A 26234-nucleotide genomic window follows, 5' to 3' on the forward strand; every position below is an offset into this window, starting at 1 on the left:
TCAGCTAACGCGTCCAACTGACTGATCAGAAAGAGAAAAGATGATTTATCCGTGGCAAACCGATGACTGGAACCGCCTGCAGCAATTGCGCGACCACTGGCCGCACGCTTTGCTGCTGCATGGACAGGCGGGCATCGGCAAGCTGCGCTTCGCGCAGCATCTCGCGCAGGGCCTGCTGTGCGAGGACCGGCGGGAAAACGGCGAACCGTGCGGCGCGTGTGTCGCGTGCAACTGGTTCGCCCAAGGCAACCATCCCGATTACCGTATTGTCGTGCCCGAGGCGCTGGCGGCCGAAGCCGGCATCGGTAACGGTGCGGACGAGAAAGCCGAAAAAGCCGATGCGGACGAAGGAAAAAAAACGCGCGCGCCCAGCAAGGAAATCAAGATCGAGCAGATTCGCGGCTTGCTCGACTTCGTCGGCGTGGGTTCGCACCGCGGCGGCGCCCGCGTGGTCGTGCTGGCTCCGGCGGAGGCGCTCAACATTGCGGCGGCCAATGCGCTGCTGAAAACACTCGAAGAGCCGCCTGCTGGCGTCGTGTTCCTGATGGTGTCGGCGCGGATCGACCGGCTTTTGCCCACCATCATCAGCCGTTGCCGCCAATGGCCGATGAGTTTGCCCGCGCCCCAGGCCGCGACCCAGTGGCTCGCGGCGCAAGGCGTGTCCGAGGCGCCGGCGCTGCTCGCAGAGGCAGGCGGCGCGCCGCTGACCGCACTCGCGCTCGCTAGCGACGAAAACCGCACGCTGCGCGACTGGACGCTCAAGCAACTGGCCGCCGGCCCCGAGTGCGACGCCTTCGCGTGCGGCGAGGCGCTGCAAAAGCTGCCGGTGCCGCTCGTGCTCGGCTGGCTGCAACGCTGGATGTACGATCTGCTGGCGCAGCGCACCGCGGGCGCGCCGCGGTATTTTCCGCAGGCGTCGGCGGCGTTGACGCGCTGTGCGTCGCAAGCCGACGCGAGCGCTTTCGCCCGCTTCATGCGGGCCGTCACGCGCCAACGCGCGGTCGAGAATCATCCGCTGAACGCGCGGCTCGTTTTCGAGGAGCTGTTTCTTGGCTACCGCGAGCTCTTTGCATGACGCAAGGCGGCGCCCGAGACGCGCGGCGAACGTCGTTTCCACCCGTTAGCGCTTTACACGTTAGCCGCTTCTTCAATTCAATCTGAAAGCACCATGAGCCTGTCTTACCGCGATGCCACGCTCGACGATCTGCCTGCCATCGTCGCCATTTACAACTCGACGGTAGCCTCGCGCCAGGTGACCGCCGATCTCGAACCGGTCAGCGTCGAAAGCCGGGTTGCATGGTTTCACGCGCACGGGCCGCAGAAACGTCCCCTATGGGTCGTCGAAGACGCCGAACAGCCTGGCCGTGTCATCGCATGGCTGAGCTTTTCGGACTTCTATGGCCGTCCCGCCTATCAGCGCAGCGCCGAAGTCAGCATCTATCTCGACGAAAGCGCGCGCGGCAAGGGCCTCGGCAAGCAGTTGCTGGCGGCCTCGCTGGCGGCGGCGCCGGCGCTAGGCATCGACACCGTGCTGGGATTTATCTTCGGTCACAATGAGGCGAGCCTGCGCCTGTTCCGCGGCTTCGGTTTCGACACATGGGGCTCGCTGCCGCGCGTGGCCGTGCTGGACGGCGTGGAGCGCGATCTGGTGATCCTCGGCAAGCGCCTCGGCGCGCACGGCGCGGCAGCCTGACCCGCCACGGGTCATTCATTTGCAGGACATCATCATGTTTGTCGATTCGCACTGTCACATCAATTTCGAAGGACTCGCCGACCGCCTGCCGCAGGTGCTCGAGAATATGCGAAGCCACTCGGTCACGCACGCGTTGTGCGTGTCGGTGGATCTGGAAACGCTGCCGTCCGTGCTTGAAATCGCGAGCCGGCATGAGAACGTGTACGCGTCGGTGGGCGTGCATCCCGACCACGAGGACATGCGCGAGCCGAGCGTCGCCGAACTGGTCGAGCTGGCCGAGCATCCGAAAGTGGTCGCAATCGGCGAGACGGGGCTCGATTACTACCGCCTCGAAGGCCGCTCGATCGCCGATATGGAATGGCAGCGCGAGCGCTTCCGTACGCATATCCGTGCCGCGCATGCCACCGGCAAGCCGCTCATCATCCATACGCGCTCTTCGTCGGAAGACACGCTGCGCATCATGGCCGAGGAGCGCGCGAGCGAGCCGGGCGGCGTGATGCATTGCTTTACCGAGCCGTGGGCCGTAGCCGAACAGGCGCTTGCGCAGAACTTTTACATCTCGCTGTCGGGCATCGTCACCTTCAAGAGCGCGACCGACGTGCAGGACGTCGCGCGCCGCGTGCCGCTGGAGCGCCTGCTGATCGAAACCGACTCGCCATACCTGGCGCCGGTGCCGTATCGCGGCAAGCCTAATGAACCTGCGTACGTCAGTTATGTCGGACGTTTCATTGCGCAGCAGCGCGACATGACGGACGAAGCGCTGGCCGCCGCAACCACGCAGAACTTTTTCCGTCTCTTCAAGCTTCCCGCGCCAGTCGGCGCGGTGTGAAAGCGGATAAACATCAATAGGATAGGGGCCACCCCTAAAGTAAAACATGATGAACGATTCCACTTTGACCCACGCGCGGCAAGCCGCTCAAACGGCCCGTGCCGCATGCACGTCGGCGCGCCGCAGCTTCTCCCGCGCCGCGCTGGCGGCCACGGTGGCGTGCGCGGCGCTGAGTTCGCTGATCGCGGCGCCGGCCCAGGCCGCGCCGATCGATTCGCTGATCAAATCGGTCAAGTTCGACGACGTCGACGGTGTCAAGAAACTGCTCGCCAAGGGCATGGACCCGAACAGCGTCGATAATCAGGGCATGCCGCTTCTGGTGCTGGCCGCGCGCGAGAAATCGGACAAGGTCGGCGCCGCGCTGCTTGCGAATCCGAAAACCAACGTCGAGATCGAGGACAAAGCCGGCGAAAACGCGATGATGATGGCCGCGCTGAACGGCGACATCGACTTCGTCAAACAGTTGATCGCGAAGGACGCCGAAGTGAACAAGAAGGGCTGGGCGCCGCTGCACTACGCGGCCGCGAACGGCCACGACGACATCGTGAAACTGCTGCTCGACCATTCCGCCTACGTGGACGCAGGCTCCCCGAACGGCACCACGCCGCTGATGATGGCGGCGCGCGGCGGCCATGTTTCGACGGTGAAGCTGCTGCTCGACAACGGCGCGGACCTGACGGTCAAGAATCAGATCGGCCTCACCGCACTGGATTTCGCGAAGACCTACAAGGAGCCGGACGTGGTCGAAGGCCTGACCGCGCGTCTGCAGCAGATGCAGCAAAAGTAGAGCGCGCGGCGCACCGGCATACGCCGGTGTACAGCGCTCCTTGCCTGAGATCGCGGCTGCCGGCCTGCTGCCGCATCGCAAAACAGTGCAGAATGACGACTTTGTTGCGGCGCGTTCGCGCGCCGTCCGCATGCGGCAACAGACCGCCTGATAAACGACCCTGGAAAGGAACACCATGCTGCGGGCTTTGATTTTCGCCAGCGCGTTTGCCGTACCGTTGTCGGCAGCCGCGTTCACGGGAGGCGACCTCAACAAGCTGTGCACGAAGACCGACGTAGCGTCGCGCAGTGCGTGCGCCGCATACATCGAAGGCGCCGCCGACGGCATCTTCAACACTATCGACGCGATCGGCGGCACTACGGGCCCGCGCGTCGGGCAATACTTCTGCTTGCCCCAGGACGCGCGCTCGGCGCAACTGACCGACGCGGTACGCAAGTACATCGCGGAGAATCCGATCGTCGCGGGCTACAACGCGAGCACGGCGATCTCACTGGGACTCGGCAAAGCGTTTCCTTGCAAAAGCGGAAGTTGATATGAGCTGAAAGGACGTGTGCTGCACGACGCACACACGTTCTCCCATGAGCCGGACGCCACGCTGCACGTGCGCGGCCGGCTCGAAAAGCGGAGCGCATCTTTCGATTCGCGCGTCCGCGTCGAAGGCGCTTCACGGTGTTTTTCAGCGCGCCTTCACGAGCGCGTCCGGCGGGTTCGTCCCGCGGCGCGCGTCACTTTGTGCCGTCGCCGCGTTTCATTGGCCGCCGGCCTGTCCACACTCAATCGAAAAGGAGGTTGTCCTTCATGCCTTTTCTCGAAGAACTCGACCACCTTGACCGCATCGCCGAAGCACCGCTGCATACGTGGCTGGGCGCATTGATGATCTCGGTCGTCGCCGTACTGATCGGCATCGGCTTGCACCGCGTGGGCGCACGTGTCGTGACCCGAATCGCGCGGCCTTATCCGCTCACCAGTGTCGTGCTGCGCTATATCGACAAGCCTTCGCTGTTCGTTCTCATCATTCTCGCGCTGGAAGCCGTATGGTGGGAGGCGCCTGACACGCTCACCTTCATCTCGCCGTTGCGCGACGCCGCGGCGATCGCGCTGATCGGCGCGTTGACGTGGCTGTCGGTGCGTTCGGCGGCGGCCATCGGCGAGGCAATCATTCAGGCGCATCCGCTCGATACCGCCGACAATCTGCAAGCGCGCCGCATCCATACGCAAGCGCGAGTGCTGGCTCGCTCGGTGATGCTCGTGATCGTGATCGTCGGCGTGGGCGGCGCGTTGATGACCTTCCCGAATGTCCGGCAGATCGGCGCGAGCCTGCTTGCATCGGCGGGCGTGGCGGGTCTGGTTGCCGGTATCGCCGCGCGGCCGGTGCTCGGCAATCTGATCGCCGGCTTGCAGATTGCGCTGTCGCAACCCATCCGGCTCGACGACGTCGTCGTGATTCAGGGCGAATGGGGGCGCATCGAGGAGATCACCGGAACATATGTGTCGGTGCGTCTGTGGGACCAGCGGCGGCTGATCGTGCCGCTGCAATGGTTTATCGAAAACCCGTTTTCGAACTGGACGCGCAGCAGTTCGCAAATTATCGGCACGGTGTTTCTCTACGTCGATTACCGGATGCCGCTCGCGCCGCTGCGCGAGGAACTTGCGCGCATCGTCGAGGCGGCGCCCGAGTGGGACCGGCGCGTGCAGGTTCTGCAAGTCACCGAGGGTACCGAGCGCTCGATGCAATTGCGCGCGCTCGTCAGTTCGCTCGATTCCGGGCTCAACTGGGATTTGCGCTGTCGCGTACGCGAAGGGCTGCTCGACTTCATCCAGAAGCACTATCCGCAGTATCTGCCGCGCGCACGTGCGGAAGTGTCCGCAGAACTCGAAAACGGCAAGGGCGAGCCGCTCGACTGGGTGCCGCGCAGCGCTCGGACGCCGGCCGGCAGCACGGCGGCGCATACTGAGGCAGACCCGGTGGCGAGCCGGCCTGGTCAGGCGGCGGCCGCGGCAGCGCCGTCGCACAAGGCAAAAGAAACTGCCTAGCGGACCGCAGGCGTCCGCATGAAGTTTTCTGCTCGGACCGACGCCGTCGGCGATGCAACCGATCGGACGTCAAAGGGTCGAACCGTCCACTTACTCATAAACTCGGCGCGACATGGCGTGCACCATGCGAAAGTTTGTCAGGCGCTCGCTGCGTGACGAGCGCCGGCTGCACCCTGGCAGATGTCGCGCGCAACAAGGAGGACTAGCAACATGGGCCGACTGATCGTCGTGTCGAATCGCGTCGCAACGCCGACGGAAACCAAAGGATCGGCGGGCGGGCTCGCCGTCGGCGTGTTCGGCGCGCTGAAGGATGCCGGAGGCGTGTGGTTCGGCTGGAGCGGCGACGTGGTCAGCGAGACCGTCGCCAATGCCGGGCCGACGCTCGAACAGGACGGCGCGGTCACCTTCGCGACGGTGGGTCTTACGCGCAAGGACTACGACCAGTACTACCGCGGCTTCTCGAACGCGACGCTGTGGCCGGTGTTCCACTACCGCAACGACCTCGCGCGCTACGAGCGCGAGGAGTATGCGGGCTACCGCCGCGTCAACGCGTGGCTCGCGCATAAGCTGATCAAGCTGCTCGAGCCAGACGACGTGATCTGGATTCACGACTATCACCTGATCCCGTTCGCGGAAGCGCTGCGCAGCGAAGGCATCACGAACCGCATTGGTTTCTTCCTGCACATTCCGTTTCCGGCGCCGCAGATTCTGCTCAACATTCCGCCGCACGAGGAGTTGGTGAAGTCGCTGTCGTGCTACGACCTGCTGGGTTTCCAGACCGCAACCGATCAGGAGGCGTTCCACGATTACGTCACCCGTCACGCGCGCGGCTCGGTGTCGAACGGTCTCGTCGAAGCGTTCGGCCGCAAGCTGCGTACTGGCGTCTACCGGATCGGCGTGTTTCCGGACGAGATTGCAGAGCAGGCAAAGCGCTACGAAAGCCGTCAGCACGTGCTCGATCTGAAGCAAAGTCTCGAAGGCCGCAAGCTGATCATGAGCGTCGACCGGCTCGATTATTCGAAGGGGCTCGTCGAACGCTTTCGCGCGTTCGAGCATCTGCTGGAACGTTCGCCCGAATGGCGCGGCAACGTCACGCTGGTGCAGATTGCGCCGCCCACGCGTTCGGACGTCGCCACATACCAGAAAATCCGTCAGGATCTGGAGTACGAAGCAGGGCGCATCAACGGGCGCTATTCGGGCCTCGACTACACGCCGATCCGCTATCTGAACCAGCAATACGACCGCTGGAAATTGATGTCGCTGTTCCGCGAGTCGCAGATCGGCTTCGTCACGCCGTTGCACGACGGCATGAACCTCGTCGCGAAGGAATATGTCGCCGCGCAGAATCCCGACGATCCGGGCGTACTCGTGCTGTCCATTTTCGCGGGCGCCGCGGATGAGCTAACAGGCGCGCTGCTCGTGAATCCGCATGATGCGATCGGCATGTGCGAGGCGTTGCAGCGCGCGCTGCAAATGCCGCTCGACGCGCGCCAGCGGCGTCACGAGATCAACATGGCGGCGCTGCGCAAGAACGATCTCGGCGTGTGGCGCGACAGCTTCCTGCGTGACCTGCGCAGCGTGCCGCTGCAGAAGCCGGCCGTGGGCGGCGGGCATAAGTAATGAGCGGTCCGAAACGGGATGTGACGTGCGCATGCAGGCGGGGCAAACGGGGCAAGGGAGGTAGCGCGGTACCTGCGGCCTCCGGGACATCGTATCCACGGGTGGCCGCGTGCTGAGCGCGCTCGCCATCGCCGGTTACCGGTCGTTGCGCGAATTGATCGTGCCGCTGGGGCGGCTTAACGTCATCACAGGTGCCAACGGCAGCGGGAAGTCGAGCGTCTATCGTTCGCTGCGCTTGCTTGCCGATACGGCGCGTGGCGGCGTGATTACGTCGCTCGCGCGCGAAGGCGGCTTGCCGTCCACCTTATGGGCCGGCCCTGAGCGTTTTTCCCGAGGCATGCTGAGCGGCGAATTCGAGGTTCAAGGCACGACCCGCAACTCACCGGTGAGTCTGCGGCTCGGCTTCGCTGGCGACCCGTTCAGCTATGCAATCGACTTGGGCTTGCCGCATCCGGGTACAAGCAGGTTCGTGCTCGATCCCGTCATCAAGCGCGAGTGCATCTGGAGTGGACCGGTGCTGCGGCCGTCGGCGTTGCTGGTGGACCGGCAAGGAGCGGCGCTGCGCACGCGCGATGAAAACGGCGACTGGCAGACGGTCCCGCAACCCGTCGCGAGCTTTGACAGCATGATGACGGAGTTCGCCGACCCGCGCACCGCGCCGGAGATGATCGCGGTGCGCGAACAGATCCGCTCGTGGCGCTTCTATGACCATTTCCGGACAGACGTCGATGCGCCCGCGCGCACGCCGCAAATCGGCACGCATACGCCGGTGCTCTCCGACGACGGCGTTGATCTCGCCGCGGCTTTGCAAACCATTCGCGAGATCGGCGACCCTGCTGCGCTCGACGCCGCCATCGACGATGCATTTCCCGGCTCGCGGCTTGAGGTAGCGACGCAAGACGGCCGCTTCGAAGTCCTGATGCAGCAGCACGGCCTGCTGCGTCCGCTAAAGGGCGCAGAACTGTCAGACGGGACCTTGCGTTATTTATTGTTGGTGGCCGCGCTGTTGACGCCGCGTCCGCCCGCGTTGCTGGTGTTGAACGAGCCCGAAACGAGTTTGCATCCGGACCTGTTGCCGGCGCTCGCGCGGCTGATCGTGCGGGCCGCCGCGCACTCACAGGTGCTTGTCGTATCGCATGCGGCGCGGCTGATCGCGGCACTCGAGCGCGAAGACGCGAGCGAGTCGATCGTGCTCGAGAAGCATTTCGGTGCAACGCGTCTCGCCGATGCCGAAGAGCGCGATATACCGCCGTGGAAATGGCCGTCGCGTTGAGGCCGGAAACGTATGAGCGACCCTCATATTTCGATGTCCCGTGCGATGTAAGCTGAATGTAACAGCGCCCAAAAAATGCAATACCGGGCGCTTTTTAGCGCCTGCCAGGGAATAATGCTTCGATGCCTGTGGCGCGCGCGCCGGCCTCAGCGCATCAATCGAGAGACGGAAGACCTGCTTGCAGGTCCCGGCGCCGCTAACAAGGCGGTATCAACCGGCCGCCGGACAAGTCAGCGCCGCTAGCCGTCAGTTCACGGAGACAACTATGAAGATTGCGCAGATCGCCCCCTTGACCGAATCGGTGCCGCCGAAGCTATACGGCGGCACGGAGCGCGTCGTGTCGTACATCACCGAGGCGCTCGTCGAACTCGGCCATGACGTGACGCTGTTCGCAAGCGGCGATTCGGTGACGAGCGCGAAGCTGGAGCCCGTCTGGCCGCGCGCGCTGCGCCTCGATCCCGGCATTCGCGACCGCGTGGCGCCGCACATGCTGCTGATGGAACTCGTGCGCCGCCAGGCCGAAGAGTTCGATGTCCTGCATTTTCACCTCGACTATTACTCGTTCTCGGTGTTCAAGCGGCAGGAGACACCGTTCGTCACGACCATGCACGGCCGCCTCGATCTGCCCGAGCAACAGCCGGTGTTCGACACATTCAACACCGCGCCGGTCATTTCGATTTCGAATGCGCAGCGCCATCCGCTGCCGCAAGCTCGCTGGCTGACCACGGTGTATCACGGCCTGCCCGAGAAGCTTTATACGCCGCAGCCGGTCGAGCAGAAGTACCTCGCGTTCCTCGGGCGCATTTCGCCTGAGAAGCGCGTCGACACGGCGATCCGCATTGCCGGGCGTTGCGGCATGCCGATCCGCATCGCGGCAAAGGTCGACACCGCGGACCGCGAATATTTCGAGCGTGATATCAGGCCGCTACTGGACTTGCCGCACGTCGAGTTCATCGGTGAGATCGCCGATCATCAGAAGGCCGAATTCCTGTCAGGCGCTCATGCACTGCTGTTTCCGATCGACTGGCCCGAGCCGTTCGGCCTCGTCATGATCGAGGCCATGGCGTGCGGCACGCCGGTCGTCGCGTTCAATCGCGGCTCGGTGCCCGAGGTGCTCGAAGACGGCTTGACCGGCTTTATCGTTGAAGACGAGATCGGCGCGGTCGCTGCGGTCAACCGGCTGCACAAGATGCCGCGTGCCGGCGTGCGTCAGCGCTTCGAGGAGCGCTTCACATCGCACCGGATGGCGCAGCAATATGTGGACGCGTATCAGTCGGTGATTCGCGCGCAAAAGCGTTCGCGCTTGAAGGTGGTGGACAGCTCGGGGCGTTGACCGACGCGAGCGGGACGCGCAGACGGTTCAGCACGATTGGCCCCCGGGCCAACGTGCGCACTTGCGCACTTGCGCATTGCGAGAAGCTCATGCCTGGTCCGCGCACCGTTTCCCGGAACCGTAAGTTGAACGGATAAAAGGTGGGCAAGGCCGGCCTCCGCGGCGGAGCCGGCCTGGCGTGAGATTGCCGCGCGCTGCGATGCCTTGCGCGGTTCACACTGCGCAAGCCCCGCGTCCAACCCGGACACCGTTGCGGGAATCAGGCGAAACGGACGCGCAGCCCGCATACGTCCGCGAGCGGTTGTTCGCGATGCGAGGCCGCTGGTCCGCCGCCAGATTCTCAGATCTTCAGGCGCGAAACCTTCGTGCCCTGCAACGACAGATCACCCATCAGGCCGGTATTGGTCAGCACGAATACCTCGACAGGCGCCGTAGCCGTGTTGGTGTCCACCGCGCCGTTCGCCCCCATCTTCACGAGCGCGACCGAAGCGTCGGCGCCTACCGACCACCCGTCGGCACTGCGGAATTTGTCGAGCGCGTCCTGCGTCATGAACAGGAAGATGATGGCCTTCGACTGCGCGCCGGCCTGCAAGCCGAACGAGCCGGAAATCGTGCTGTAGTAGCCCACCGTGCTGCCGCCCACGCGTAGCGAGCCTTCGCCGTACTGCCCGCCGACGATGAAGCCAACCTGCAGCACCGACGGAAACACGAGCACGCCGCGCGCCTTCGAGACGAGTTCGTGTGAACCCTTCACGGTCGAGTACAGACGCGACATGGTGCCGTCGACGCTGGCGTCGATCGACTGACGTTTGGACGCGTCGGTGGCCGGTGTGTCGTGGCCGCCCGTGTTGGTGGTACAACCGGCAAGTGCAAGGCCTCCGAAAGCGAGCGCAGCGGTAGTCTTCATCATGAAGTGTCGTCTTTGCATCGTTTTTCTCCGTATGGTTCCGGGGCGCAGCTGCGGAAGTTGCGCGGCTGCCTTCTGAGTTATATCACACGGCACGCTAAAAGGCGCCCTCGTACGTATAGGCGAAAAGCCTTATGCGGCGGGGCTTTGCGGGGGATCGAAAAAGACGCGCTGTAAATCTGACCGGCTCGCGCAACGAGCCTCGCGGGGCGCAGAAAGCGTGATCGAACGGGCTCATGGCGACGCCGATTCGCTTGCGGGTTGTCGTGCGGCGGGCGCACGGAAACCCATGCAGATGCCAATTTTTACCGATTCGGATGCCCTGCGATTCGCGTCACGATCGAACGAAAAGTGTTGTCTCGACGCCGCACACTATCCGCCGTGGTTAGCCGGGCTCTTGACCGCCGGCGGGCGCCTGAGTGCGCGCCGAACCCCGCCGATCAGCACACCCACGACAAGCAGCGTGAGCGCCGGCACGATCCAGTAACCGACGAACGCATGCCACAGATAAACCATCAGGGTAGAGCGGCGCACGCTGTATTCGTTGCGGGCGTCCTGCTGGCGCGGCGCGTTGGCCGCAAGCACATCGGCCGGGCAACCGGCGGCTTGCGCCTCGTCGGGCTTGCCATGGCAGCGGGCGGGGGCGCCGGCGGCACGCTGTGCGTCGGTGAAATTCCAGGTGGTCAGCGCGCGCTCGAGGTCGACGGCGTTGTAGGCCATCTCCTCGCGAATCTCGCTGACTGCAACGATCGCCACGGGCACGGCCCAAAATACGATGACGACCAGCCACCGCCTCAACCAGCGGTTTTTATGCTTCGATACCATCCTTGCCTCCAATCGATGCTTTTCGGCATCAACGACAAGATGGCGGCCCGTATGGATATTGTGTGGGGTGGGCCGTCTCCGCAGCCATCATAGAAGAAAAACGGCGCGTTCGGGCGGCGGCACGGAGAGGGACGGAGAAGGGCGGGGAAAGCGGGTATGTGAAAAACGCAGACAGCATATTGCGAGGATCGGGCGCCGCGCGAGGCGCGCGGCGCTTTCCGGCGATGCCCGCAGCTTAGTTAGCCGGCGCGGATGACAGGCAACTCTTCATGAACGTTTTGCGCTCGTCGCCTTTCTTGCCGGTGGCTTGCACGTTGCACTCCTTCATCTTGTCCTGCTGGCTCATGGGTGCGGCAGCCGGCTTCGCGGAAAGGCAGGTTTTCATGAACGCCTTGCGCTCGTCGCCTTTCTTGTCGGCGGCCTGCTTGTTACAGTCCGCCATCTTCGTTTGCTGGCTGTTCTCTGCAAACGCGGGCGAAGCGAGGACGGTGCCGAGTACCAGTGCAGCGATTGCGGATTGAAATTTCATGTGACACTCCATCGGTGTAAAAACGTTTTGGTCTTCATGCACGCGGGCGTCGACGCATCCGGCCCTCGGCAGGTCCATTATGGCAAATGCTGTCTGCATCAACGGCCAAAACCGCGTTTGCGTTGACATGCGCACCCGCGCGTTTTCCCTGATGGAGCAGCGGTTGCGGCATTCGCGGAATTCAAAAGGCGCATCGCCGACCGGCCATTATGTTATGCATTGCAGATTAATCTACAAATGCAGTTGAGGCTGTAAATCGGGCCGTTGCCGCCGCGAGTGCCGGAATGAGAAAAATTCGCGCTGCATTGTTTTTTTGCTGCGCCCGCACACGAATGGCAATTGGTAAGGAAATCCGGACGGAAATGCTGAAATCTATCTGCCGCGCAGCCGTGCGCGTTGGGGCGCCGATGCTGACGTGTCAGACCAACCAGAGGAGCATGCGATGCACTACCTGTTGACCTATGATCTTGTGCCCGACTATCTCGAACAGCGCGGCGCACACCGCGAGCGGCATCTGAAACTTGCGTGGGCTGCGGCGGAGCGCGGCGAACTGCTGCTCGCCGGCGCGTTGAACGAACCCGTCGACACCGCCGTGCTGCTTTTCACCGGCGAGTCGCCCGCAGCCGCCGAGGCCTTTGCCAAGGCGGATCCGTACGTGCAAGCGGGCCTTGTGACACGCTGGCGCGTGCGCGAATGGACGACCGTGGTCGGCGAGGACGCAGCCAGTCCGGTCCGTTAGAAGACGCCGACGAACGTGCGGGCGAGGTGTTTCGCCCGCGTTGTTGGTAAGACGCGGGAAGGCTTTCTTGCCACATCGATGTCATCGAGAGTCGGCACCGTGCACTCGATGCGCTCACAACGAACCGGCCCAGGCGGCCGTGCAAAGACTTAGCAAGATTTCGAGTGCCGTCGCGCCGCCGAATTCGTATTGGTTATTCGCGGCTTTTGCGAATTCTCAGGCTCGCTACAGCAAAACCGGTGCTATCGCAGCAAGCATTTCCGTTACGGCTTGACGTGAAATGATCGAATGCACAAAAGAAGTTTGTTTCTATCCGTAACACTTGTCGCAACGATATTCACGCAAACCCTGGTGATGGTATGCTTCGTGCACAATTCTCCCATGCACGAGTGAGACCACGTTCTGTGCTTCGCAATAGGGACAAACCGCACTAACACAGGGCGGTATTGATCACCAGACAGAACGTACAAAACATATTTGTGCAACCGAGGGCTACACACGGATCGTGAAAGTTGAATCCGTGGTCAGCCCAAAGCCGCGGCCCGGCCAGGCTGCGTGGAGAAAATCCATGTTTTTCGATGAGCTAAGCAATGACGAATGGGCGCTGCTGGCAGCGCTTGTCTCAGATGAGCCGGCCGTCCGTCTGAACCGACGCGGGCGACCCCGCGCCGACCCACGTGTCGTGGCCAATGCAGTGTTGTGGATCCTGACCACTGGAGAGCCGTGGTCGAAGCTGCCGGGCCGGTATCCTTCGGGTCCTACTTGCCGGCGCCGTTTTGAAGAATGGCAGTTGAACGGCACGCTGCTCGAGATGGTTCGGCTTCTGTCCAGGACCGGGCGCACGTTCGCGTACGTCCCTCAGCCTACGCCGCTCGTTGCGGCGAAGCCTGTGGGCAAGCCGGCGGCGCAGGCGGCAGAAACCTCAAGATCGCGCGACGAGGCGCCGCGTGGTGTGTCGTGGAAAAGCCCCGAGTCCTGGCAGGCGCCCGGCACGAGCGGCAACGCCGCGAATGCGCTGCACGCGGCTCTTCCGTCTCACGCTCGCAACTGGCGTTCGGCCGATCCGTTTGCGGACATCACACGTCAGTTGGCGGGTATCGACAATGTCGCACCAACCGAACAGTACGCACCGTACACACCATCGGCACCGTCCGCACCCTATGCACCACGGGCTGTAGCGCGCGCGCCGGCCTTCCCGACGCCGTCGGTCGCCTACGCGCCGCGCCCTGCGCTGCGCGCGGACTTGCGCGCAATGGGCGAAGCCGGTGCGGTTGGCGCCGCCATGCAGGGTCTGGATTCGGCTATTGCCTCGGCGCGCACAATGCCGGCAGCGGCCTTGCAGCGCAGCCCGCTGCCGGCGAGTCTCGCACCGCGCGGCCGGCAAGTCGCCGAGCGGCACGGCTATCTGATCTATGTCGCCGCCGAGCGCGTGCCTAACGACATGTATCGCGCATGGGCGGAGATCATGATGGACGGCAGGCGCGTGGAGCGTTCCGGCCTCGTCGGTCCGCGTTTCGCCGATCCTCAGGCCGCCGAGCAGTATGCGTTCGAGTGGGCGGCGCAGTGGGTCGATCGCGAGTGCCGCACGCTGGCCGCAGCGCAAGCCGCGCCGCAGGCTCGCGCGCCGCAACCGCATGCAACGCCAATGCAAGCGCACAAGCCTGCCTATGCGCCAAATGGACCAGCAAGCCACGCGCCGTATGCTGCGGCGCCGGCTCGTCCGTTACCCGGCATGCGTCATTTGCCGGAGCCGGTCGCCGCGCATCATGGCGCGCCGTTGCATGGTCCTCTGACTGCGTTTCGCGGACCGCTGCGGCGTTATCCGGGCGAACCGGCCGCAGTGACCGCGTCATCAGGCCCGGTGAATATTGCAAATGCGGTGAATGCTGCCGACGCGGCAGCACATGCAGTCACCGAGCGCGAAGCAGCAGAGCGTTATCCGTCATACACAGAACTCATCTCCCACGCGGGATGAGCACGCAGTACCCCGCGGCTGTCGGAGCAACCGCCGCAGGTTTCCGCTTCATTCGCTGTGATTCAGGGCCGTGCCTGCAACTGACTTCGCGTACGTGATTCAGTGCTTCACTGGCGTCCGTATGTGTCGTCGAAGCGCACGATATCGTCTTCGCCGAGATACGAACCGGATTGCACCTCGATCATTTCGAGCGGCATCTTGCCGGGATTCTCAAGACGGTGCGTAACGCCTAGCGGGATATAAGCCGATTCGTTTTCGGAGACGATAAAGCGCTCTTCACCACGCGTGACGAGTGCGGTGCCGCGCACGACAATCCAGTGTTCGGCGCGGTGATGATGCATTTGCAGCGAGAGGCGAGCGCCCGGCTTCACGACAATGCGTTTGACCTGGAAGCGCTCGCCGGTGTCGACGGAATCGTAATTGCCCCACGGGCGATGCACCTTGCGATGATTGGCGGCTTCGAGGCCGCCCTCGCTGCGAATGCGCGCCACGACCTTCTTGACGTCCTGCACGCGCGATTTATCCGCGACGAGAATGGCGTCGGCCGTTTCGACTACGACCAGATCCTGCGTGCCCACGCAGGCAATCAGGCGTCCTTCCGAATGGGCAAACGTGGAAGATGCGCCTTCGAACATCACGCGCCCGCGGCCGACGTTCTGCTCGGCGTCTTTCTCAGAGATGTCCCAGATCGCATCCCATGAACCCACGTCCGACCAGCCCGCCTGCAAAGGCATGACGATGCCTGAGGCCGCGGTCTGATCGTTGCCGAGTTGCTCCATCACTGCATAGTCGATCGAGTTGGAAGGCGACGCGCTGAACGCATCGCGCTGCAGGCGGAAGAAGTCGCCATCCGCTTTGCCGCCTGCATAAGCCGCGTCGCATGCTTCGTAAATGGCGGGCTGAAAGTGGCGGATCGCCTTCAGCCACGTCGACGCTCGCATGATGAAAATGCCGCTGTTCCACCAGTATTCACGCGATTCGACATAGCGCTGCGCAAGTTCGAGGTGGGGCTTTTCGACAAAGCGGTCGAGCTTGTGCGCGGTGATCGGAGCGTGCGCGTCTGCATTTGCGTTGGCGGCATCCTGTGCCTGTGTTTCATCAGGATTGCCAGGCGTAGCGATAGACGCGCCGATCCGGATATAGCCATAGCCCGTTTCCGCGCGGGTCGGCACAATGCCCATCGTGACGATATTGCCCGCCGCCGCGTGCTGCACGCCTGCGGCAACCGCTGCATGAAATCCGTCGATGTCGGTTACCGCATGATCCGCGGGCATCACGACCATGATGCCGTCCTCGTCCTGCGCGGCGATTGAAAGCGCGGCCACGGTCAGCGCAGGCGCCGTATCGCGGCCCACGGGTTCGAGAATCAGCCGAGTCGGTTTGCCGCTCGTGCGCAGCTGCTCCGCGGTCGTGAAGCGCTGTTCCTCGTTGGCCACCACGACGAGTTGCCCGGTCAGCGGATAACCGGCCTCGAGGCCGTCGAGACGGCGCGTGGTGGATTGCAGCAGCGAATCTTCGCCGAGCAGGCCGATCAACTGCTTAGGGTGCTGTTCGCGCGACATCGGCCACAACCTCGTGCCGGAGCCGCCCGCCAGAATCACGGGATGGACCTTGAGTTTGACGTGCGCGGACGTCGCTTGCGTGGACCGGGTGTCGGCGGACGTGGCCGTAACCGGAGCTGTCATGATGGACTCCTCGGGGGCTGGGTGAATGCATCGAGTTTTATCACGAAGGGCGAAATCAATAAAAGCGCGTTAAATGAAAACTATATAAAGCGCGCTATAAATTCAATGTCCCGTGAACAAAGAATGTCACCGCTGCTTTTCCAAAAATAAAAATTAAGCGAAAAAAACAGCCGACGCATTTTTTTACGCTGACGCATGAACGAGACTATCGGTCCAAGCGGTAGGGTGCGAACAAGATTTGAGGCCTGGGAACGCCGTGAATCGGCGCAACGCAAGCCGTTCTCACCGCGATATCGCATATTTGCCGGTAAAATATACCGAATAAATTGCATAAAAAACGCAAAAAATTGACCGATACATTTTGAGATTTTTGCGGCCTTGCGAAGCGATTTTTAATAACGCTTTATCTATACCTGCAGAAGGACATTCACTCATTCCGAGACACGTTTTTCGCTGCGGCCGAGCATCCGGTTGGCAATGCGAGGAACGGAATTGCAATTAGCACGGCTTCAATCGGTTTCGCGTCGGGCGATTATTCGCCAACGCGAATACCGGCGTTGTGCGCTGCTGCCGGATTGAAGAGGCCGCGTAATTTGAACCCACCAGCCGACTAACCAACGGGATGGCACTTGACTGACGAACTGAGGGGCAGCACATGCTGAGCGTTCTATCGAGAATCATCGACATCGCGATGGTCGCGCTCGGCGCCGCGATCGCGGCGGCCGTGCACAGCGGGGAAGTGGTGTGGCTGGACGATATGCAAAGCGTGTCGCTCGCCTTCGACGTCCTGCTCGTGGTGGTGTTCTTTCCGGCGCTCGGCATCTATCAGTCGTGGCGCGGCAAGCCGCTGTACGACCTGCTGTGCCGCGTCGCGGGCGGCTGGGCGATGGTGGAAGTCACCGGCGTGCTGATCAGCTTCAGCCTGCATCGCGCGGACAGTCTGTCGCGGCTGTGGCTCGTGTATTGGGCGGTCGCCACCATCGTGCTGCTGATCGTCACGAAGGTGATCGTCTATTCGATTCTGCGCGGACTGCGCCGCGAAGGTTTCAATCAGCGCGCGGTGGCGATTGTGGGCGGCGCGCCGTATGGGCGTTTTCTGATCCAGCAGATGCGCAGCCGCCCGGACGCGGGCTTCAGCCCGGTAGTGGTGTTCGACGAAGACGCCACCATCAACCCTTACGAAGACCCGGATACGTCCGACTCGATCGAAGGCGTGCCCGTGGAGCGGGACTACCAGCGCATGATCGAGCTCGTGCGTCAGCGCGCGATTCGCGAGTTATGGCTCGCACTGCCGATCTCGAAGGAGAAGGAGATCCATCGTTTCGTGATGGATCTGCGCAACGACTTCGTGAATATCCGCTTCATTCCGGATGTGCGCAGCCTGACTCTTTTCAATCAGCCGATGGTCGAGTTGCTCGGCGTGCCGGCGATCAATCTGGCGGCGTCGCCGATCACCGATTTGCGCGTGCTGCCCAAGCGCATCTTCGATCGGCTCTTTGCGCTCGCCGCATTGACCGCGCTCGCTCCGTTGATGCTCGTGATCGCGGCGATGGTCAAGCTCAGTTCGCCGGGCCCCGTGTTCTTCCGCCAGAAGCGCAAGGGCATCGACGGAAACGAGTTCGAGATCTACAAATTCCGCTCGATGAAAGTGCACAAGGAAGAGGCCGGCAGGATCACCCAGGCGACGCGGCGCGACCCGCGCATTACCGCTGTCGGCGCGTTCCTGCGCCGCACGAGCCTCGACGAACTGCCGCAGTTCATCAACGTGCTGCGCGGCGAGATGTCGGTGGTCGGGCCGCGTCCGCATGCGCTCGAACACGACGACATCTACAAGGACCTGGTGAAGGGTTACATGCACCGCTACCGGATCAAGCCGGGCATCACCGGGTGGGCGCAGATCAACGGCTATCGCGGCGAAACAGACCGCATCGAAAAGATGATGGGCCGGGTCAAGCTCGATCTGTACTACATGCAGCACTGGACCTTCTGGCTCGACATCAAGATCGTCGTGCTGACGTTGTGGAAGGGCTTTGTCGGCAACAACGCATATTGAACCAACTCAAATTTCCTGCGAGGTAATACATGAACCTGACGATCATCGGTAGTGGCTACGTAGGCCTCGTAACGGGCGCATGTCTGGCCGACATCGGCCACGACGTCTTCTGTCTCGACGTCGATCAGCGCAAGATCGACGTGCTCAACAACGGCGGCGTGCCGATCCATGAACCGGGTCTGCAGGAGATCATCGCGCGCAACCGCAAGGCCGGCCGCCTCACGTTCTCCACCGATGTCGCAGCGGCGGTCGCGCACGGCGACATCCAGTTCATCGCGGTCGGTACGCCGTCGGACGAAGACGGCTCCGCCGATTTGCAATACGTTCTCGCCGCCGCGCGCAACATCGGCCGCCATATGACCAGCTTCAAGGTGATCGTCGACAAGTCGACGGTGCCGGTCGGCACGGCATCGCGCGTGCGCGAGGCGGTCGCGCAAGAGCTCGAGAAGCGCAATCTCAATCACATGTTCTCGGTCGTGTCGAATCCCGAGTTCCTGAAGGAAGGCGCGGCGGTCGAAGACTTCACGCGGCCCGACCGCATCGTGCTGGGTTGCGACGAGGACGTTCCCGGCGAAAAAGCGCGCGAACTGATGAAGCGCCTCTACGCGCCGTTCAACCGCAACCGCGAACGCACGCTCTACATGGACGTGCGCTCGGCGGAATTCACCAAGTACGCGGCGAACGCAATGCTCGCCACGCGCATCTCCTACATGAACGAGCTTGCGAATCTGGCCGACCGCGTGGGTGCCGATATCGAGGCCGTGCGTCGCGGCATCGGCTCCGATCCGCGCATCGGCTACGACTTCCTGTATGCGGGCTGCGGCTATGGCGGTTCGTGCTTTCCGAAAGACGTGCAGGCGCTGATCCGCACGGCCGCCGATCACAACGCCAACCTGCGCATTCTCGAAGCGGTGGAAGCCGTCAACGATACGCAGAAGAAGGTGCTTGCGCAGAAGATCGTCGCGCGCCTCGGCGAAGACCTGTCGGACCGCACGTTCGCCGTGTGGGGCCTCGCGTTCAAGCCCAATACCGACGACATGCGCGAAGCGCCGAGCCGTGCGCTGATCGCCGAGCTGCTGCGCCGCGGTGCACGCGTGAAAGCATATGACCCCGTCGCAATCGACGAATCGAAGCGCGTGTTCGCGCTCGATCTGAAGGACGTGCCGCAGCAGCACTCACGCCTTCATTTCGCGAGCGAAGAGATGGAAGCTGCCGAAGGCGCCGACGCGCTCGTGATCCTCACCGAGTGGAAGGTCTTCAAGAGCCCCGACTTCGACGCGCTGAAAGCGATTCTGAAGACGCCGCTCATTTTCGACGGCCGCAACCTGTATGAACCGGACACGCTGCTCGAACTCGGCATCGAGTATCACGCGATCGGCCGTCAGCATGCGTTGCGCAATGCGCCCGCGCGAGTCGGCGCAAACGGCCTGCCGCTCACGCCGGCGGACGCGCTCGCGGCAGCGGAGGCGGGCCACTAGGCCGGCTCGCAGGTCGCTTGCATGCTTGCATGCTGAACCGCCGCGCATCTTCACGGAGCCCCGACATGTTCGCCAATGTTCTGATCGTGTGCCACGCCAACGTCTGCCGATCGCCTGCCGCCGAAATGCTGTTCAAGGCACGCCAGGCCGCGCGCACGCATGCGTCGGCGGGGTCGATTGCGTTTCATTCGGCGGGCGTGCGGGCGATGAACGGTCACGGCATGGACCCGGTCATGCGACGCCTGCTCGCCGAGCGCGGCGTCGCCTCCGGAACGCATCATTCGCGGCGTCTTGACCGGCAACTCGTGCGGTCCGCCGATCTCGTGCTCGTGAGCGAGCGCGCGCAGGTGAGCGAAGTCGAAGCGCTCGATCCGGCTTCGCGCGGCAAGGTCTTCCCGCTCGGCAAGTGGGAAGACGTGCCCGACGTCGCCGATCCGCACGGCGGCGAGGAATCCGCTTACAGGGAGAGTCTCGTGCTCATCGAACACCTGGTCATGGGATGGCTGAAAAAAATATGCTGATGAAAATACACGCTACACACGCATTCGCGAATCGCAAAGCAAACCTCAGAGCGAACCTCAAAGCCAGGTTCGCCGCCACGCTGCTGCTGACGTCGTTTCTGTCGGCCTGCGCCACTGCACCGGGCAACTATCTCGACACGTCGCGTCTGAAAGACGACGGCCAGCACGAGAGCCAGCCCGCGGAAACCTATCCGGTCCATGTAATCGACGCGAGCGTCGTCGCTGCGCAAGCCCAGGCCGAAGCAAGCGCGCCGCCGCGCCCGCTGCCCACGTCGACCTTCAGCGATCCGTCGCAATACGTCTACCGGCTTTCGCCGCAAGACATTCTCGGCATCACCGTGTGGGATCACCCTGAACTGACCACGCCGCAGGGCAGCACGCTGTCGGCGGGCGGCACCAGCACGCAGACCATCGCCGGCGCGTTGCAGCAGCCGTACACGGCAGCGCTGCCGGGCCAGGCCGATCCGTACGGCCAGACCATCGCTGCCGACGGCACCATCTATTTCCCGTTCGTCGGCCGCATCCGGGCCGCGGGCAAAACCGTCGGCGAACTGCGCGATCAGCTCGCGAGCGGCCTCGTGCGCTATATCCGCAATCCACAGGTCGACGTGCGCGTGCTGTCGTACCGCGGCCAGAAAGTGCAGGTGACGGGCGAAGTGAAGACGCCTGGCCCGCTCGCGGTGAGCGACGTGCCGCTCACGCTGGTCGATGCGCTGACGCGCTCGGGCGGCACGACTGCCGACGCCGATATCCAGCGCGTGCGCCTCACGCGCAACAACAAGCTCTATGTGCTCGATGCGAACCGCATGCTGGATGCCGGCGACACCACTCAGAACGTGATGCTGCAAAACGGCGACGTGATCAACGTGCCGGACCGCAGCAACAGCCGCATCTTCGTGATGGGCGAGGTGAAGACGCCGATCCAGCTGCCGATGCTCAAGGGCCGTCTCACGATTGCCGACGCGCTCACGCAAGCGGGCGGCATTCTCGATACGGACGCCAATCCACGCCAGATCTTCGTGATGCGCGGCATGCGCGAGCATCCGACGACGCCGGACGTGTACCGCCTCGACATGACACAGCCCGACGCAATCATGCTGTCCGCGCAGTTCCAGTTGCAGCCGATGGACGTCGTGTATGTGGGCACCGCTGCATCGACCACGTTCAACCGTGTGTTGCAGCAGGTGTTGCCGAGCGTGCAGACGCTGTTCTACCTGAAGCAGCTCACGCGCTAAGCGCCTGAGCCGCCGACGGCCCCGCGCCGCGCCGCGCCATCCTCCGATGGCCGCGGCGCGGGACCGAGACGAAGACAGGAAGCAAACGCACGAAACGAGCACATCAGCAGATAAGCAGACACATCAGCAAACAGATAAGCAAACGCCGAAGCAGATGCACGCACGCAACCGCAAAAGCAACCGATACGGGATCGAATCGTGAGCAATCAAATCTCTCCACACATCACCGGTCCGCTCAGGACCGAAGAAGAGGACGTCGTTCTCGGGCAACTGTTGCAAGTGATCCTCGACGACATCTGGTGGCTGATCGCAATCGCCGCGGCGGTCGTCGCGATTGCCGGCGCGTACTGTGTGCTCGCCAAGCCGATCTATTCAGCCGATGCGCACGTGCGCGTCGAGCAGGCCGACAACACGTCGCAGGCGCTCACGCAGACGCAGACCGGCGCCGCGATCACGAGCGGCTCGACCTCGCTGCCGACAGACGCCGAGATCGAAATCATCAAAAGCCGCGGCGTCGTCGGTCCTGTGGTCGAGCAGATGAAGCTGAACTTCAGCGTCACGCCGAAGACGCTGCCGCTTCTCGGCAGCATTGCCGCCCGCATGGCGACGCCCGGCGCGCCGGCGCGGCCTTGGCTCGGCCTGACGTCGTATGCGTGGGGCGGTGAAGTGGCCGACATCGAGTCGATCGACGTGCTGCCCGCACTCGAAGGCCAGAAGCTCACCATGAAGGCGCTCGACGGCGGCCGTTACGAACTGCATGCGGAAAACGGCGCGCTGCTGCTGCGCGGACAAGTCGGGCAGCAGGCGCAGGGCGGCGGCGTGACGATGCTGGTGAACAAACTGGTCGCGCGTCCGGGCGAGGAATTCACGGTGGTCCGCGCGAACGATCTCGACGCGATCAGCGCGTTCCAGTCGGCAATCAACGTGCAGGAGCAGGGCAAGCAAACCGGCGTGATCCAGATTTCACTGGAGGACAAGAACCCCGAGCATGCCGCACTCGTCGCCAATGCGCTCGCGCAGTCATACGTGCGTCAGCATATTTCGAACAAACAGGCCGACGCGAGCAAGATGCTCGACTTCCTGAAGAGCGAGGAGCCCCGCCTGAAGTCGGACCTGGAACGCGCCGAGGCCGCGCTGACCGCGTATCAGCGCCAGTCCGGCTCGATCAATGCGAGCGACGAGGCGAAGGTGTACCTCGAAGGCAGCGTGCAGTACGAGCAGCAGATCGCCGGCTTGCGTCTGCAGATGGCGCAACTCACCGAGCGTTACGGCGACGACCATCCGATGCTCAAGGCCGCGCGCGAGCAGATGGCCGAGTTGCAGGCGCAGCGCACCAAATACGCGGACCGCTTCCGCGATCTGCCGGCCACCGAAGTGAAGGCCGTGCAGTTGCAGCGCGACGCGAAGGTGGCGGAAGACATCTACGTGCTGCTGCTCAATCGCGTGCAGGAGCTTTCGGTGCAGAAGGCCGGCACGGGCGGCAACGTGCATATCGTCGACGCCGCGCTGCGCCCCGGCGCACCGGTCAAGCCGAAGAAGGCGCTGATCCTGTCGGCGGCCACGATCCTCGGGCTGATTGCGGGCACCGGCTTCGTGTTCCTGCGCCGCAATATGTTCAAGGGCATCGACGACCCGGAGCACATCGAGCGCGCGTTCCATCTGCCGGTGTTCGGGCTCGTGCCCATGAGCGCGGAGCAGACGCTGCTCGAAAACGGCTTCCAGCGCGGCGGCGAACGTCTGCGCTCGGTGCTCGCGAATGCGCGTCCCAAGGACGTCACAGTCGAGAGCTTGCGCAGCCTGCGCACGTCGATGCAGTTCACGATGATGGACGCGAAGAACCGCATCGTCATGCTCACGGGCCCGATGGCAGGCGTCGGCAAGAGCTTCCTCACGGTCAACCTGGCGGTGCTGCTCGCGCATTCGGGCAAGCGCGTGCTGATGATCGACGGCGACATGCGCCGCGGCGTGCTCGAACGCTTCCTCGGCGGCACGCAGGAAAACGGCCTGTCGGAACTGCTGAGCGGCCAGATCTCGCTGGAGGAGGCAATCCGCGCGTCGGAGATCGAGAACCTGAGTTTCATTTCGTGCGGGCGCCGTCCACCCAATCCGTCCGAGCTGCTGATGTCGCCGCGTCTGCCGCAATACCTCGACGGTCTTGCGAAACGCTACGACGTGATCCTGATCGACACGCCGCCGGTGCTCGCGGTGACCGATGCGTCGATCATCGGCGCGTATGCGGGTTCGACCTTCTTCGTGATGCGTTCGGGCATGCATAGCGAGGGCGAGATCACCGACGCGTTGAAGCGTCTGCGCGCAGCCGGCGTGCACGTGCAGGGCGGCATCTTCAACGGCATGCCGGCGCGGGCTCGCGGCGGCTACGACCGCAGCTATGCGGCGGTCCAGGAATATCTGAGCACCTGATCGGGCAGGAGCACACGACGATGAATAACAAAGGACATCGCAATAAGGACATCGCAATGAAAGTGACGGTACTAGTTCCGACTTACCGCCGCCCGGCCGACCTCGCGCGCTGCCTCGCGGCGCTGCAACGGCAGTCGCGCGCGCCCGATGAAGTCGTGGTGGTGGCGCGCGCCGACGACGAGGCGACCCATATGTGTCTGCGCGATCCGGCGGTGCCGGGCATGCTGCCGCTCTCGGTAGCGCTGGTCGAAGCGCCTGGCCAGGTCGCGGCGCTCAATCGCGGACTCGACGCCGCCAACGGCGACGTGATCGCAATCACCGACGACGACGCCGCGCCTCATCCCGACTGGGTGCAACGCATAGCAGCCGCGTTTGAGAGCGACGCTCGGCTCGGCGCGCTCGGCGGGCGCGACTGGGTGCACGAAAAAGGCCGCGTGCTGGACGGCGAGCGGCCGTTGGTCGGCAAGGTCACGGCGCACGGCAAGATCATCGGCAACCATCATCTCGGCGTGGGCAGCGCACGCGAAGTCGACATTCTGAAGGGCGCCAACATGAGCTACCGGCGCGACGCGGTGCGCAACATCCGTTTTGACGCAAGGCTGCGCGGCGCGGGCGCCCAGGTTCACAACGACATGGCGTTCAGCCTCGCGGTGAAGAACGCCGGCTGGAAGCTGATGTACGACCCGCGCGTCGCGGTCGATCATTTCCCCGCCGAACGTTTCGACGACGACCGGCGCGATGCGCAAACCATGGCCGCGTTGCGCAATGCCGCGTTCAATTTCCATCTGATCCTGCGCGACCAGTTGCCGCCGTTGCGCCGCGAAACCGCGTGGTGGTGGTGGACGCTCGTCGGCACGCGTGTTTATCCGGGCCTCACGCATGCGGCGCTAGCACTCGTGTCGAAACAGGCGCGCCTGAAGCTGTCGCGCTGGCGCGCGGTGCGTACCGGCGCGCACGAAGCCCGGCGCGCGCTGTCGCGCACCGCCTGAGCGGCGGCGAATGCAACGGGCGCGAGCAGCACACAGCGCCTCACACGCTACAGCATCGGCAAAGGGAGTGTCTGCATGAGTACGAAGGTCCACGTTCATCTGTTTTACGGCGCCGATCCGCGTTTCTATCGACCGGGCGACAACATCGGTTGTCTGTACGGGTATCACCACGCCGAATCGGACGCCTTTGCGCTCACCTATTCGCAGGACGCTCGCGAAGGCAAGCCGATGCGGCTTGTTCGGCGCGCTCTGAAGGCAGCGTTTGGCTTCGACTTCATCCATACATGGCGCAATCGCGCGGAAATGTTGCGCTCGGATGTGATCTGGACGCACACGGAACAGGAATGGCTGTCGGCCGCGCTGATGCTTTTGCTGAGCGGGCGTAAGGCCGGCGCGGAATCCTCGCCGCTTTTGCTCGCGCAAAGCGTGTGGCTGCTCGACAAATGGCCTTCGTATGGAATCGTGCGTAAGTGGCTGTACCGCAAGCTGATGACTCGCGCCGATCAGCTGACCACGCTCGCGAGCGAAAACGCTGCGTTATGCAAGCGCTATTTCAATCGTGACGCGAAGCCGCTGCTCTACGGTTTGAACACGCGCGACTTTCCGGTCAAGCCGCCGACCGAATGGAAGCCGCATTCGCCGATCCGCATTGCCGCGATCGGCAACGATCGCGACCGCGACTGGGACACGCTCATCAAGGCGTTCGGCAACGACGCGCGCTACACGGTGAAGCTCGCCACGCGCCGCCGCATTCCCGCGTCGCTGCGCGCGCCGAACGTCGAAATCGCGCTGTTTTCGGGCATCAGAAAACAGCGCGAACTGTATGACTGGGCCGATGTGATCGTCGTGCCGTTGCGGCCGAACACGCACGCGTCGGGCATCACCGTGATGCTGGAGGCGGCGGCAGTCGGCAAGCCGATGGTCGCTACCGACGTCGGCGCCTTGCAGGATTATTTTCCGGCGGCCGAGGCCGCGTACATTCCGCCGTTCAATGCGCCTGCGTTGCGCGATGCGGTCGACCGACTCGCCGCCGCGCCGATAGACGCCTTGCGCCAGGCGCAGGCAGCGGCTGCCGGTTTGCTGTCGCGCGATCTGACCACGCAGCACTACGCCATGCAGCATGTGCGGATCACGCAGGAGATGCTGCGCGCTCGCGGCGCCGCCGCACGCGGCCGCGTGGCGCCTTCTGCGGACGCGGACAAGGCGGTGGGCGCTCGTGGTCAACGCAGCGCCGCGCAAGAACCGCGCGGGGGCCTCTAAGCGATGTCGACGCTTCCGCGAGCCGACCTTCCGCCCACACCGGGCATG

22 protein-coding genes are annotated in these 26234 nt (G+C 63.6%); 18 read left to right on the forward strand and 4 right to left on the reverse strand.

The window, feature by feature from the left end; translation table 11 throughout:
* The first annotated feature begins 40 nt into the window (after positions 1–40).
* From JMY24_RS06170 to JMY24_RS06210, 9 genes are all read left to right on the forward strand, one after another.
* Entirely contained in the window at positions 41–1075 is a 1035-nt protein-coding gene (locus tag JMY24_RS06170; RefSeq protein WP_201701523.1) for a DNA polymerase III subunit delta', read from the forward strand.
* Positions 1076–1168: 93 nt separating this feature from the next.
* Positions 1169–1693 carry a GNAT family N-acetyltransferase gene (locus tag JMY24_RS06175; protein WP_128595022.1) on the forward strand — a complete coding sequence of 175 codons (525 nt, stop codon included), beginning with the start codon at positions 1169–1171 and terminating at the stop codon, positions 1691–1693.
* Positions 1694–1727: 34 nt separating this feature from the next.
* Entirely contained in the window at positions 1728–2522 is a 795-nt protein-coding gene (locus tag JMY24_RS06180; protein ID WP_128595023.1) for a TatD family hydrolase, read from the forward strand.
* A gap of 46 nt (positions 2523–2568) precedes the next feature.
* The gene (locus JMY24_RS06185) at positions 2569–3309 is read left to right on the forward strand and encodes an ankyrin repeat domain-containing protein (protein WP_201701525.1); all 741 of its coding nucleotides are present in this window, start codon (positions 2569–2571) and stop codon (positions 3307–3309) included.
* A 175-nt stretch (positions 3310–3484) separates the two neighbouring features.
* On the forward strand, positions 3485–3841 hold the full coding sequence (locus JMY24_RS06190; RefSeq protein ID WP_006048979.1) for a Rap1a/Tai family immunity protein: 357 nt from the start codon (positions 3485–3487) through the stop codon (positions 3839–3841).
* 266 nt (positions 3842–4107) lie between these two features.
* Positions 4108–5343, forward strand: a complete 1236-nt coding sequence (locus JMY24_RS06195; protein ID WP_201701526.1) for a mechanosensitive ion channel family protein — start codon at positions 4108–4110, stop codon at positions 5341–5343.
* A 210-nt stretch (positions 5344–5553) separates the two neighbouring features.
* Positions 5554–6963: an alpha,alpha-trehalose-phosphate synthase (UDP-forming) gene (gene otsA / locus JMY24_RS06200; RefSeq protein WP_128591796.1), complete on the forward strand. Its 1410-nt coding sequence runs from the start codon at positions 5554–5556 to the stop codon at positions 6961–6963.
* Positions 6964–7072: 109 nt separating this feature from the next.
* Positions 7073–8236, forward strand: coding sequence for an AAA family ATPase (locus tag JMY24_RS06205; RefSeq protein WP_128595025.1), 1164 nt, complete (start codon positions 7073–7075; stop codon positions 8234–8236).
* A gap of 265 nt (positions 8237–8501) precedes the next feature.
* A complete protein-coding gene (locus JMY24_RS06210) occupies positions 8502–9569 on the forward strand; it encodes a glycosyltransferase family 4 protein (RefSeq protein ID WP_128595026.1) in 1068 nt (355 codons plus the stop codon).
* Between the two features lie 340 nt (positions 9570–9909).
* Here the strand turns inward: JMY24_RS06210 and JMY24_RS06215 are convergent, their stop codons facing one another.
* From JMY24_RS06215 to JMY24_RS06225, 3 genes are all read right to left on the reverse strand, one after another.
* Positions 9910–10497: a BPSL1445 family SYLF domain-containing lipoprotein gene (locus JMY24_RS06215; protein ID WP_128591857.1), complete on the reverse strand. Its 588-nt coding sequence runs from the start codon at positions 10495–10497 to the stop codon at positions 9910–9912.
* Between the two features lie 351 nt (positions 10498–10848).
* Positions 10849–11301 (reverse strand): hypothetical protein, encoded by a 453-nt coding sequence (locus JMY24_RS06220; RefSeq protein ID WP_128595027.1) that lies wholly within the window; start codon positions 11299–11301, stop codon positions 10849–10851.
* A gap of 235 nt (positions 11302–11536) precedes the next feature.
* On the reverse strand, positions 11537–11830 hold the full coding sequence (locus JMY24_RS06225) for a PsiF family protein (protein WP_128595028.1): 294 nt from the start codon (positions 11828–11830) through the stop codon (positions 11537–11539).
* A 442-nt stretch (positions 11831–12272) separates the two neighbouring features.
* Here JMY24_RS06225 and JMY24_RS06230 point away from each other — a divergent pair, with 442 nt between their 5' ends.
* Positions 12273–12569, forward strand: coding sequence for a YciI-like protein (locus JMY24_RS06230; protein ID WP_128591851.1), 297 nt, complete (start codon positions 12273–12275; stop codon positions 12567–12569).
* 568 nt (positions 12570–13137) lie between these two features.
* A complete protein-coding gene (locus JMY24_RS06235) occupies positions 13138–14544 on the forward strand; it encodes a transposase (RefSeq protein WP_201701528.1) in 1407 nt (468 codons plus the stop codon).
* Between the two features lie 107 nt (positions 14545–14651).
* On the opposite strand, the gene JMY24_RS06240 is transcribed toward JMY24_RS06235, so the two are convergent.
* Complete coding sequence (locus JMY24_RS06240; RefSeq protein ID WP_128595029.1) at positions 14652–16229, reverse strand: mannose-1-phosphate guanylyltransferase/mannose-6-phosphate isomerase; 1578 nt, start codon at positions 16227–16229, stop codon at positions 14652–14654.
* Between the two features lie 655 nt (positions 16230–16884).
* Between JMY24_RS06240 and JMY24_RS06245 the strand changes: the two genes are divergently transcribed.
* The 7 genes from JMY24_RS06245 (at position 16885) to JMY24_RS06275 (ending at position 26186) form a co-directional block, all read left to right on the forward strand.
* The gene (locus tag JMY24_RS06245; RefSeq protein WP_128595030.1) at positions 16885–18282 is read left to right on the forward strand and encodes an undecaprenyl-phosphate glucose phosphotransferase; all 1398 of its coding nucleotides are present in this window, start codon (positions 16885–16887) and stop codon (positions 18280–18282) included.
* Between the two features lie 29 nt (positions 18283–18311).
* Entirely contained in the window at positions 18312–19760 is a 1449-nt protein-coding gene (locus tag JMY24_RS06250) for a UDP-glucose dehydrogenase family protein (RefSeq protein ID WP_201701529.1), read from the forward strand.
* A gap of 65 nt (positions 19761–19825) precedes the next feature.
* On the forward strand, positions 19826–20281 hold the full coding sequence (locus JMY24_RS06255; protein ID WP_128592331.1) for an arsenate reductase/protein-tyrosine-phosphatase family protein: 456 nt from the start codon (positions 19826–19828) through the stop codon (positions 20279–20281).
* The gene (locus JMY24_RS06260) at positions 20275–21516 is read left to right on the forward strand and encodes a polysaccharide biosynthesis/export family protein (protein WP_128595031.1); all 1242 of its coding nucleotides are present in this window, start codon (positions 20275–20277) and stop codon (positions 21514–21516) included. The genes JMY24_RS06255 and JMY24_RS06260 overlap by 7 nt, the downstream gene beginning before the upstream one ends.
* A 222-nt stretch (positions 21517–21738) precedes the next feature.
* Positions 21739–23937, forward strand: coding sequence for a polysaccharide biosynthesis tyrosine autokinase (locus JMY24_RS06265; RefSeq protein WP_201701593.1), 2199 nt, complete (start codon positions 21739–21741; stop codon positions 23935–23937).
* 56 nt (positions 23938–23993) lie between these two features.
* Positions 23994–24926, forward strand: a complete 933-nt coding sequence (locus JMY24_RS06270; RefSeq protein WP_201701595.1) for a glycosyltransferase family 2 protein — start codon at positions 23994–23996, stop codon at positions 24924–24926.
* A 75-nt stretch (positions 24927–25001) separates the two neighbouring features.
* The gene (locus JMY24_RS06275) at positions 25002–26186 is read left to right on the forward strand and encodes a glycosyltransferase (RefSeq protein ID WP_201701531.1); all 1185 of its coding nucleotides are present in this window, start codon (positions 25002–25004) and stop codon (positions 26184–26186) included.
* Positions 26187–26234: the final 48 nt, after the last annotated feature.

The sequence above is a fragment of the Paraburkholderia kirstenboschensis genome (assembly GCF_904848585.1).
Classification (GTDB): domain Bacteria; phylum Pseudomonadota; class Gammaproteobacteria; order Burkholderiales; family Burkholderiaceae; genus Paraburkholderia; species Paraburkholderia kirstenboschensis.